This is a genomic window from Bordetella ansorpii (genome assembly GCF_900078315.1).
In the GTDB taxonomy this organism is placed as follows: Bacteria; Pseudomonadota; Gammaproteobacteria; order Burkholderiales; family Burkholderiaceae_B; genus Bordetella; species Bordetella ansorpii.
In genome coordinates this window covers 280,713-291,320 of record NZ_FKBS01000029.1, presented here as the reverse complement: position 1 = coordinate 291,320, position 10,608 = coordinate 280,713, and the positions used below count along the sequence as shown (strand labels likewise).

The following is a 10,608-nucleotide window of genomic DNA, read 5'->3' as shown; positions in this document are numbered from 1 at the left end:
GATGTCCACTGATAATCCCCATGCCAATGCCGAGGTCGGCGAAGAGTCGCGCGACCTGAACGCCGCCAAGGGCTGGCATCCGCCGCACGCGGCCAGCGCGCGCGACCGCGGCGACGGCCCGTACAAGCGCCTCGTGCTGCGCGGCGCCACCATCATCGACGGCACCGGCGCGCCGCCGTGGGGGCCGGTGGACATCGTGGTCGAGCGCGACCGCATCGTCGCCATCGTCAACGTGGGCACGCCGCACAAGGCCATCAACCCCGCGCGCCGTCCGGCCGTGGGCGAGCACGAGATCGATTGCCACGGCAAGTACGTCACCCCGGGTTTCATCGATTCGCACGCGCACATCGGCACGCCGTACCACGCGATGAGCGGCGAGGTGCCGCCCGCCGACTACATCTACAAGCTGTGGCTGGCGCACGGCGTGACCACCATCCGCGAGATGGGGTCGATGAACGGCCTGGGCTGGAACCTGGAGCAGAAGCAACTGGCCGCCAGCAACCAGATCGCCGCGCCCCATATCGTGGCGCACGTGGTGTTTCCGGCGGTCAACGACCGCGTCAAGACCATCCACACGCCCGAGCAGGGCCGCGAGTGGGTGCGCAAGCTGCATGCGCGCGGCGCCGACGGCATCAAGTTCTTCGGCGCGCCGCCGGCCATCATGCAGGCCGCGCTGGACGAGGCCCGCAAGCTGGGCCTGCGCTCGGGCTGCCACCATGCGCAGATGGCGGTGACGCGCGTGAACGCGCTGAAGTCGGCCGAATGGGGCCTGACCAGCTCCGAGCATTACTACGGCCTGCCCGAGGCGCTGTTCGAGACGCGCGTGGTGCAGGACTTTCCCACCGACTACAACTACAGCGACGAGTACTACCGCTTTTCGCTGGCCGGCCAGACCTTCATGCAGGCCGCGCAGCCGGGCAGCGCCAAGTGGCGCGAGGTGATGGATCGCTTCCTGGAGGCGGGCCATACCTTCGTGCCCACCTTCAACATCTACGACGCCAACCGCGACCTGATGCGCGCGCGCCGCGCCGACTGGCACGACGATTACACCTGGAAGGCCGTCTGGAAGTACTTCCAGCCGCAGCGCGGCGGCCACGGCGCCTACTGGTACCGCTGGAGCACCACCAACGAGATCGAGTGGAAGCAGAACTACCGCCTGTGGATGCAGTTCATCAACGAGTACAAGAACCTTGGCGGCCGCGTCTGCGCGGGCAGCGACTCGGGTTTCATCTTCCAGATCTACGGCTTCGGCTTCGTGCGCGAACTGGAACTGCTGCAGGAAGCCGGTTTCCATCCGCTGGAAGTGCTGCGCGCGGCGACCTCGCTGGGCGCCGAGCTGCTGGGCATCGACAACGACACCGGCTCGGTGGACGTGGGCAAGCGCGCCGACCTGCTGATCCTGGACCAGAACCCGCTGCAGGACTTCAAGCTGCTGTTCGGCACGGGCGCCATGCGCCTGAACGACGACACCGGCGAAGTCGAATGGAAGCGCGCGCTGCGCTACACCATCAAGAGCGGCGTGGTGTACGACACCGAGCAACTGCTGGCCGACGTGCGCGAACTGGTGCGCGGCAGCTGGGATGGAGATCCGGATGGTCCTCCCCACACCCGTTGATCTGGTCATCCTGTCGGGCTTCCTGGGCAGCGGCAAGACCAGCCTGCTGGTCGATTTCCTGCAAGGGGAAGACGCCGCCGACACGGGCGTGATCGTCAACGAGGCCGGCGAGATCGGCATCGACGGCGCCATCGTCGCGGACAGCAAGGACGACGTGCTGATGACGCTGCTGGCCAACGGCTGCGTGTGCTGCTCGTTGCGCAGCAGTCTGGTGCACACGGTCAACGCGTTGCTGGACGCGCCGCGTCCGCAAGGGCATGGGCCGATCAGGCGCATCATCCTGGAGACCAGCGGCCTGTCCAAGCCGGGCCCCATCATCGCGTCGCTGGCCGATCCCGAGCTGGCCTCGCGCGGCCTGCGCCTGACGGTGGTCACCACCTACGATTGTTCGGCCGGCGCGCTGGGCGACCCGCAGTTCGAAGAGGCGGCTGCGCAATTCGCGGCCGCGCAGCGCATCGTGCTGACCAAGACCGACCTGGTGCCCGAGGGCGAGCTCGACGCGCATCGCGCGCGGGCGCAGGCCCTGAATCCGCTGGCGCGCATCGTGGCCGAGACCGACCGCGCCACCGCGGTGCGCGAGGCCTTTGCCGCGCTGCCGGGCGCGCAGGCCGTCGATCTGGCCCTGCAGGCGCTGCGCGAGGCGGGCACGGCGGGATCGCTGCGCCATCCGCGCATCCGCGTCTGGACAGGCAGCGCCACCGGCGACATCAGTTGGACCGACTTCTCGATGTGGCTGGACGACCTGGCCGGCTTCTGCGGCGACCGCCTGCTGCGCGTGAAGGCGCTGCTGCGCGTCACCGATTGCGCGGAACCGATTCTGATCCAGGGGGTCGGCACCACCTTCGGCATGCCGCGCCGCATGGCCTCGGCGCCCGCCGACCGGGATGTGCTGGTGGTGATCACGCGCGACCTGGAGCTGGCCGACCTGCAGGCCATGGCGCCCGACGCGCCGGTGCAATTGCGCGCGCTGCAGTAGGGCGCGGCACGTATCACCAGTAGGGGTTATCGGTAGTACCCGCGGGGTTTCACCGCAGGCAGAATACGGTTGCACAGGTCGTCGAAACCCTAAGCAGCAGTACGCAGTTCAATCACTTCTTCAGTACCCACGCACGTAAAGAGGACAATCATGAATTCACGGGGAATGCACCGCCGCAGCTTTTTGAAAACCGCATCCGGCCTGGTGCTGGCGCCCGCGCTGCCGATGATCCCGGGCCTGGCTCACGCCGCCGGCGGCAACGTGGTCGTGGGTACCTGGGGCGGCGACTACCAGAACCTGCTGCAGCAGCACATCGGGCCCATCGTCGAGAAGGCGGGCATCGACGTCACGTTCGACACGGGCAATGCCGTGGCCCGCGTGACCAAGCTGCGCGCCGAGCGCAATGCCCGCCGTGGCAGCATGGACGTGGCGCTGCTGGGCGAGGTCGACATGTACGACGCCTTCTCGTCGGGCGCCATCGCCTCGGTCAAGGACAACGCCAAGTACGTACCCAACCTGGGCAACGTGATCGAGCAGTTCCGCACGCCGTACTCCATCCCGCACATCTTCAGCGCGATGGTCCTGGTGTACAACACCGAGAAGTTCCCCACGGCGCCGGACTCGACCGACATCATGCTCGACCCGAAGCTCAAGGGCCGCGTCGGTTTCTCGGACATCCTGTACCAGTATAACGGCCTGTTCGTGGGCGCCGGCGGCGCGGGCGACAAGTTCGACAGCTACGAGCCGGGCAAGAAGTTCCTGGCCGAACTGAAGAAGAATTCGCCGCGCGTCTACCCGTCCAACGAAGCCGTGGCCGCCGCCTTCAAGTCGGGCGAGATCTGGGTCGCCGCCATGTGGAAGGCCCGCGCGCTGCAGTGGCGCGACGCCGGCCTGCCGCTGGATTTCGTGATCCCCAAGGAAGGCAGCATCCCGGTAGTGTTCGAAGGCACGGTGGCCAAGAACTCGCGCAACGTCGAGCCGGCCTGGGGCTACCTGAACGCCATGCTGGACCCGGCTGGCCAGGTCAACTTCGCGCGCGCCATGGGTTATGCCCCGACGGTGCGCAACGCCGACCTGCCCGAAGACTTGCGCAAGCGCGTGAGCTTCACGGAGGACGAACTCAAGCGCATTCGCCAGTACGATCTGCCGAAGCTGACCGAGGCGAAGGCTTCTTTCCTCGAATATTGGACGAAGTCGTTCAAGGCTGATCTGTAAAGCGGTCTCTGCTTTGCGATGAAGGCGGTGGGATGAATCGTCCCGCCGCCTTTTTATTGCGTTCGTGGTTCTTGGTTCCATTGGCGCCCCGGTCCTCTCTGTTGGGCTCGGCCCGGCCAAGTCACTCGGCTCGGGCGCGCCACCAGGCGCCCTCGGCCCCGCTGCGCGGGGCTTCCCTCGCTCCAATTGGCCGGGCCGAGCCCAACAGAGAGGACCGGGGCTCGCGATGGATTCATGCATCGGATGCTTTGATGCCGATGCTGTTTCAGTCTCGTCGCGTATCACTGCATGTGGCAGCCCTCGCAGCAGAAATCATGTTGTCCGATCCCCCGGCATCAATGTGAGCCGCTGCATTCCGCTAGCTGTCCATCGGAATGAAACCGTTGCACTCAGCACTCGATGCCTGCCGCTGATGTGAGTCCCTGCGCCGTTTCCGAGAGGCCGTGACGGCCAATTGGAGGAGGGGAAGCCGCGTAGCGGCCGAGGGCGCCTGGTGGCGCGCCCGAGCCCGACGACTTGGCCGGCGCGGCCTCTCGGAAACGGTGCAGGGACGCCTACAACGAGAGAGTCCTCATCCTGATAAAAACCAGAGTCCCCCAAACGAGCACCATTTCAGGGCACACATCGATCCCCCTTGTCTGCACGGGTTATCGCCAATATCGACCCGGTTTTACCCAGGCGCAAAATTCCGGTGCAACTGGCCGCCGTGGTCAGCCTGGCGGCCGCACCACAAGTGGCGGGACGACCTGTACCCTCCCTCAGACCCCTGGAGGCTCTTCGATGTTTGCTTTTCCTCGACAAATCCTGGCTGCCGGCATCGCCGCGGCCTGCCTGGCTGGCGGTGCGGCGCACGCGGCCGATATCAAGTTCGGCTTTGCCGGTCCTTTGACCGGCCCGCAGGCGCATTACGGCGAAGACATGCAGAACGGCCTGACGCTGGCCATCGAAGAGGCCAACAAGCAGGGCATCAATGTGGGCGGCTCGGCCGCGCGCTTCGTGTTGGTGTCGCGCGATGACCAGGCCGATCCGCGCGTGGGCGTGCAGGTGGCGCAGCAATTGGTGGACGAGGACGTCAACGGCATCCTGGGCCATTTCAATTCGGGCACCACGATTCCGGCCTCGCGTGTCTACCACGATGCCGGCCTGCCGCAGATCGCCATGGCGACCTCGCCCGAGTACACCAAGCAGGGCTACGACAATACGTTCCGCATGATGACCAGCGACACCCAGCAGGGCGCCGCGGTCGGCAAGTTCATGGTCGAGAACCTGAAGGCGAAGAAGATCGCCCTGATCGACGACCGCACGGCCTATGGCCAGGGCCTGGCGGACGAAGTGGAGAAGGCCGTGAAGGCCGCCGGCGGCACGATCGCGCGCCGTGAGTACACCACCGACAAGGCCACGGATTTCAATGCGATCCTGACCAACATCAAGGCCGCGGCGCCGGACGCCATTTTCTACGGCGGCCTGGATGCGCAGTCGGGTCCGATGAAGCGCCAGTTGGCGGCGCTGGGCATCAAGGCGCCGCTGGTGTCGGGCGAGATGACGCGCAGCGATACTTTCCTGAAGCTGGCGGGCGATGCGTCCGACGGCACCTATGCGTCGCTGGCCGGCGTGCCGCTGGAGCAGATGAGCGCGGGCAAGGCGTTCGCGCAACGCTATGAGGCGCGCTTCAAGAAGGCGCCGGGCGTGTATGCGCCGTATGCCTATGACGGCGCGTGGACCATGATCGACGCCATCCAGAAGGCGGGGTCGGCCGATCCGGCCAAGTACCTGCCAGTGCTGGCCAAGATCGAGCGCAAGGGCGCCACCAGCGAACATATCGCCTACGACAAGAACGGCGACCTGAAGGAAATCTCGGTCACCATCTACCAGGTGCGCGACGGCAAGTGGCAGATGGTCCAGACCATGGTCAGCCAGGCCAACCAATAACGGCTCGCAGCCTTCGCGCATCGCCGGCGCACGGGTGCGCCGGCGGTTTACACTGCCGCCAGATCGGCGCGGTACGGCTGGCGGGCCGGTGTGTCGGGCACGCCCCGCGCGGCGCGGCCATCTGCCCGCGCGGCTCGGCCAGCGCAGGGCGATCGTCCTCCCGCCGTGGCCCGCACAGTGTGGCCGGCATGCCCTGGCCGGTGCTGCCGGCGCCGTTCTTTCCAAAGGCCCCATGGACATCTTCACGCAGCAACTCATCAACGGCCTGACCCTGGGCAGCGTGTACGCGCTGGTCGCCCTGGGCTACACGATGGTCTACGGCATCATCGGGCTGATCAATTTCGCGCACGGCGACGTGGTCATGCTGGGGGCCATGACGGCCACCATGATCGCCGCCTCCATGATCGGCGCGGATCCTTCCGTATCGGCCTTTGCCGTGATCGGCCTGGGACTGGCGGCCGCCATTGCGCTGTGCATGGCGGTGGGCTGGACCGCCGAGCGCGTGGCCTACCGGCCCCTGCGGCGCGCGCCGCGGCTGGCGGCGCTGATCACCGCCATCGGGGTGTCCATCATCCTGCAGAACGTGGCCATGATGGTCTGGGGCCGCAATTACCTGAGCTTTCCGCAGGTGCTGTCGCCGCGCGTGTTCGAGCTGGGGGGCGCGCGCATCAGCACGCTGCAGATCGCCATCATGCTGATCGCCGGCGCCATCATGGCGGGGCTGCTGGCCGTGGTGCACCGCACCCGGCTGGGCACGGCCATGCGCGCCACCGCGCAGAACCGCGAGGTGGCGGGGCTGATGGGCGTGAACATCAACACGGTGATCTCGGCGGCGTTCCTGATCGGATCGGCGCTGGCCGCCGTGGCGGGCGTCATGGTCACCACCTACTACGGCGTGTCGCAATACACCATGGGCTTCATGCTGGGCCTGAAGGCGTTCACGGCGGCGGTGCTGGGCGGCATCGGCAACCTGGGCGGGGCGATGGTCGGCGGGCTGCTGCTGGGCGTGATCGAGGCCATGGGATCGGGCTACATCGGGGACCTGACCGGCGGCTTCCTGGGCAGCCATTACCAGGACGTGTTCGCCTTCGTGGTGCTGGTGATGGTGCTGATCTTCCGCCCGTCCGGGCTGCTGGGCGAGCGCGTGGGGGATCGCGCATGACCGCCGGCCAGACACGCTGGGCGCCGCGCCAGATCGCCGCCATCGTCCTGATCGGCGCGGTGCTGGCCGTGCTGCCGTTCGTGCTGGGCCTGGCGGGGCAGGGCTGGGTGCGCATCCTGAACTTCGCGCTGCTGTACGTAATGCTGGCCGTGGGCCTGAACATCGTGGTGGGCTTCGCCGGCCTGCTCGACCTGGGCTACATCGCGTTCTACGCGGTGGGCGCCTACACCTGGGCGCTGTTGGCGTCGCCGCACTTCGGCCTGCACCTGCCGTTCTGGGCCATCCTGCCCATCGGCCTGGCGGTGGCCGCGCTGTTCGGCGTGATGCTGGGCGCGCCCACATTGAAATTGCGCGGCGACTACCTGGCCATCGTCACGCTGGGGTTCGGCGAGATCATCCGCATCTTCCTGAACAACCTGAACGCGCCGGTCAACATCACGAACGGCCCGCAGGGCATCAACCGCATCGATCCCTTCATGATCGGCGAGTTCACGTTCAGCCGCGCGCAGACCATCCTGGGCATCCGCTTCACGGGCCCCGAGAAGTACTACTACCTGCTGCTGGCCATGGTGCTGCTGATCCTGCTGGTGTGCGTGCGCCTGCAGAATTCGCGCATCGGCCGTGCCTGGGAGGCGATCCGCGAAGACGAGATCGCCGCCAAGGCCATGGGCATCAACACCCGCAACGTGAAGCTGCTGGCCTTCGCGATGGGCGCGTCGTTCGGCGGCGTGGCGGGCTCGATGTTCGCGGCCATGCAGGGATTTGTCAGTCCCGAAAGCTTCAGCCTGACCGAATCCATCTCCATCCTGTGCATGGTGGTGCTGGGCGGCATGGGCAACATCCCCGGGGTGATCCTGGGCGCCTTGATCCTGGCCGCCTTGCCCGAGTTCCTGCGCGCCGTGGTCGAACCTGCGCAGCGCATGCTGTTCGGCGACGTGGTGCTGGATCCCGAAGGCATCCGCATGCTGCTGTTCGGCCTGGCGATGGTGTTGGTGATGCTGTTCCGGCCCGCCGGGCTGTGGCCATCGGCCGTGCGCCGGCGCGAGCTGGCCAGCCGGGATGGAGGTGCCGCATGAACGGGATGACTGTTTTCGTGGCGCTGGCGCGGGAGGTGCGCGTATGACCGCCTTGCTTCGCGCCCAGAACCTGAGCAAGCGTTTCGGCGGCCTGCAGGCGCTGTCCGAGGTCAGCTTCGATATCCAGGCGGGGGAAATCTACGGCCTGATCGGCCCCAACGGTGCGGGCAAGACCACGCTGTTCAACGTGTTGACCGGCCTGTACGTGCCCGAGTCCGGGCGCTGCGTGTTCGACGGCGAGATCCTGCTGGGCCGCAAGCCGCACGAGGTGGCGCATGCCGGGCTGGCGCGCACCTTCCAGAACATCCGCCTGTTCGCCAATCTCAGCGCGATCGAGAACGTGATGATCGGCCGCCACGTGCGCACGCAGGCGGGCGTGCTGGGCGCCGTGTTCCGCACCCGCGCGCAGCGCGAGGAAGAGGCGGCCATCGAGGCGCATGCGCACAGGCTGCTGGATTACGTGGGTATCGGCGCGCGGGCCAATGACGTGGCGCGTTCGCTGTCCTATGGCGACCAGCGCCGCCTGGAGATCGCGCGCGCGCTGGCCACCGATCCCAAGCTGCTGGCGCTGGACGAGCCGGCCGCCGGCATGAATGCCTCCGAGACGCGTGTGCTGCGCGGGCTGATCGAGAAGATCCGCGACGATGGCGTCACGGTGCTGCTGATCGAACACGATATGAAACTCGTGATGGGCCTGTGCGACCGCGTGCTGGTGCTGGAATACGGCAAGGTGCTGGCGATGGGCCGGCCCGCCGACGTTCAGAAGGACCCACGAGTGATCGAGGCATACCTGGGAGCGGGTGCAACTGCGGGCGCCGCCGCGGGGGCGACGGTCGGCGCGGCGGCCGCCGCTGACGTGGCGTCGCAAGAGGAGGGCGCCCGATGACCCGGATATCCAAAACGGTGAACACAGCCGCTCATGCCGGCACGGAGCTGGCCGCTCAGGAGGCTTCCAGCGCCGCCAACGCCATGCTGGCCCTGGACGACGTCCAGGTGGCCTACGGCGGCATCCGCGCCGTGCGCGGCGCATCGCTGCACGTGAACCCTGGCGAACGTGTCTGCCTGATCGGCGCCAACGGCGCGGGCAAGAGCACCACGCTGCGCGCCATCTGCGGCCTGGTGCCGCTGGCCGGCGGCGCGGTGCGCTACGACGGCCAGTCCATCGGTGGCCGCCCGCCGTTCGAACTGGTGCGCCAGGGGCTGGTGATGGTGCCCGAGGGCCGTGGCATCTTCGGCCAGCTCACCATCGAGGAAAACCTGTCGATGGGCGCCTACGTGCGCCGCGACGCCGAGCAGATCAAGCGCGACGTCGAGCGGGTGTTCGAGCTGTTCCCGCGCCTGGCCGAACGCCGCCGCCAGCCGGCCGGCACGTTGTCGGGCGGCGAGCAGCAGATGGTGGCCATGGGCCGCGCAATGCTGGCGCGGCCGCGCCTTTTGCTGCTCGACGAGCCCTCGATGGGCCTGGCGCCGCTGATGGTGGAGAAGGTCTTCGAGGCGGTGCGCATGATCGCCGCCGAGGGCGTCACCATCCTGCTGATCGAGCAGAACGCGCGGCTGGCGCTGGAGCACAGCGACCGGGGCTACGTGATGGAGTCGGGCGAGCTGACGCTGTCCGGTCCCGCCGCGCAATTGCTGGACGATCCGAAGGTGCGGGCCGCCTACCTGGGCGAATAGCGCCACGCGCGTGGTATCTTGTGCCTCATGGCCTACGTACGCACCGCCCGAATTATTCGCACCCAACCATCGCTGGTGGGTTAGCGCGCGTTCGTATCGCCGACACAGACCCGCCCAACGAGGCGGGTTTTTCATCTCCGAGGGCGTTTTTCCCATTTCTCCGGAGATCACCATGACATCCTCAACCTCGCTGCCCACACCCATGCTGCACCTGCTGTGCGGCAAGATCGGCTCGGGCAAGTCTACGCTGGCCGCGCAACTGGCCGGACAACCGCACACGCTGCTGATCAGCGAGGATGCCTGGCTGGCAGCGCTCTATCCCGGCGAGATCAGCGCCTTGCCGGACTATGTGCGTTGCGCGGGCCGGTTGCGGCAGGCGATGGCGGACCACGTGCGGGCGCTGCTGGCGGCAGGCCTGTCGGTGGTGCTCGATTTCCCCGCCAATACGCTGGCCCAGCGCGCGTGGGCGCGCGGCCTCATCGATCGCGCCGGCGTGCCGCATCGGCTGCATTTCCTGGACGTGCCCGACGCCGTGTGCAAAGACCGGCTGCGTGCCCGCAATGCATTGGCCGAGCATCCGTTCCACACCTCCGATGAGCAGTTCGACCTGATCTCCAGCTACTTTGTCGCGCCCCGGGACAGCGAAGGATTCGACGTCGTGCGTCATGCATGACTATCGAGGGGGCGTTTGGTTCGGGCCTGGGAACCGTGCCGTCCCGATGCAGTCGATTCCGTTCGAGCGGCGCCGATTTCCCGCGCGTCGCCGTTACTGGAAATCATCGATCATGAGCGGATTCGGTATTGGACTGGCGCTGTTCGCGCTGGCCAGTTTCTATGCGGCCTGGTCCTCGCGCCGTGAAGGCTGCGAGAAGCGCGACAGCGTCGCGCTGGCCAGCGTGGGCGTGATGTCGACGGGAGGCTGCCTGGCGACGTGGCTGTAGTCGTCGGCCCTGTGCCGGCC

At 67.3% G+C, this 10,608-nt stretch carries 10 protein-coding genes; all 10 read left to right on the top strand.

Going from position 1 to position 10,608, the window contains the following annotated elements:
- Position 1: 1 nt before the first annotated feature.
- The 10 genes from A7W11_RS23070 to A7W11_RS28165 all read left to right on the top strand — a co-directional run bounded on the left by A7W11_RS23070 (position 2) and on the right by A7W11_RS28165 (position 10,588).
- Positions 2-1,615 (top strand): amidohydrolase family protein, encoded by a 1,614-nt coding sequence (locus tag A7W11_RS23070; RefSeq protein ID WP_066419820.1) that lies wholly within the window; start codon positions 2-4, stop codon positions 1,613-1,615.
- Positions 1,593-2,591, top strand: coding sequence for a CobW family GTP-binding protein (locus A7W11_RS23065; RefSeq protein WP_066419818.1), 999 nt, complete (start codon positions 1,593-1,595; stop codon positions 2,589-2,591). The genes A7W11_RS23070 and A7W11_RS23065 overlap by 23 nt, the downstream gene beginning before the upstream one ends.
- A 165-nt stretch (positions 2,592-2,756) precedes the next feature.
- Positions 2,757-3,806, top strand: a complete 1,050-nt coding sequence (locus A7W11_RS23060) for an extracellular solute-binding protein (protein ID WP_412778754.1) — start codon at positions 2,757-2,759, stop codon at positions 3,804-3,806.
- 780 nt (positions 3,807-4,586) lie between these two features.
- The gene (locus A7W11_RS23055) at positions 4,587-5,735 is read left to right on the top strand and encodes a branched-chain amino acid ABC transporter substrate-binding protein (protein ID WP_066419814.1); all 1,149 of its coding nucleotides are present in this window, start codon (positions 4,587-4,589) and stop codon (positions 5,733-5,735) included.
- Between the two features lie 232 nt (positions 5,736-5,967).
- Positions 5,968-6,897, top strand: a complete 930-nt coding sequence (locus A7W11_RS23050) for a branched-chain amino acid ABC transporter permease (RefSeq protein WP_066419812.1) — start codon at positions 5,968-5,970, stop codon at positions 6,895-6,897.
- A complete protein-coding gene (locus A7W11_RS23045; protein WP_066419811.1) occupies positions 6,894-7,973 on the top strand; it encodes an ABC transporter permease subunit in 1,080 nt (359 codons plus the stop codon). Before A7W11_RS23050 ends, A7W11_RS23045 begins: the two co-directional genes overlap by 4 nt.
- A gap of 43 nt (positions 7,974-8,016) precedes the next feature.
- On the top strand, positions 8,017-8,859 hold the full coding sequence (locus A7W11_RS23040; protein WP_066419808.1) for an ABC transporter ATP-binding protein: 843 nt from the start codon (positions 8,017-8,019) through the stop codon (positions 8,857-8,859).
- An 83-nt stretch (positions 8,860-8,942) separates the two neighbouring features.
- Positions 8,943-9,647, top strand: a complete 705-nt coding sequence (locus A7W11_RS23035; protein WP_066421641.1) for an ABC transporter ATP-binding protein — start codon at positions 8,943-8,945, stop codon at positions 9,645-9,647.
- 172 nt (positions 9,648-9,819) lie between these two features.
- Positions 9,820-10,320 (top strand): P-loop nucleotide/nucleoside kinase family protein, encoded by a 501-nt coding sequence (locus A7W11_RS23030; protein ID WP_066419806.1) that lies wholly within the window; start codon positions 9,820-9,822, stop codon positions 10,318-10,320.
- Between the two features lie 112 nt (positions 10,321-10,432).
- Positions 10,433-10,588 (top strand): hypothetical protein, encoded by a 156-nt coding sequence (locus A7W11_RS28165; RefSeq protein WP_156523211.1) that lies wholly within the window; start codon positions 10,433-10,435, stop codon positions 10,586-10,588.
- Positions 10,589-10,608 lie beyond the last annotated feature (20 nt).

Coding starts and splice junctions, on each gene's coding strand:
- A7W11_RS23065 (WP_066419818.1), top strand. CDS start 1,593: ATGGTCCTCCCCACACCCGTTGATCTGGTCATCCTGTCGGGCTTCCTG.
- A7W11_RS23070 (WP_066419820.1), top strand. CDS start 2: ATGTCCACTGATAATCCCCATGCCAATGCCGAGGTCGGCGAAGAGTCG.
- A7W11_RS23055 (WP_066419814.1), top strand. CDS start 4,587: ATGTTTGCTTTTCCTCGACAAATCCTGGCTGCCGGCATCGCCGCGGCC.
- A7W11_RS23045 (WP_066419811.1), top strand. CDS start 6,894: ATGACCGCCGGCCAGACACGCTGGGCGCCGCGCCAGATCGCCGCCATC.
- A7W11_RS23060 (WP_412778754.1), top strand. CDS start 2,757: ATGCACCGCCGCAGCTTTTTGAAAACCGCATCCGGCCTGGTGCTGGCG.
- A7W11_RS23030 (WP_066419806.1), top strand. CDS start 9,820: ATGACATCCTCAACCTCGCTGCCCACACCCATGCTGCACCTGCTGTGC.
- A7W11_RS23050 (WP_066419812.1), top strand. CDS start 5,968: ATGGACATCTTCACGCAGCAACTCATCAACGGCCTGACCCTGGGCAGC.
- A7W11_RS28165 (WP_156523211.1), top strand. CDS start 10,433: ATGAGCGGATTCGGTATTGGACTGGCGCTGTTCGCGCTGGCCAGTTTC.
- A7W11_RS23035 (WP_066421641.1), top strand. CDS start 8,943: ATGCTGGCCCTGGACGACGTCCAGGTGGCCTACGGCGGCATCCGCGCC.
- A7W11_RS23040 (WP_066419808.1), top strand. CDS start 8,017: ATGACCGCCTTGCTTCGCGCCCAGAACCTGAGCAAGCGTTTCGGCGGC.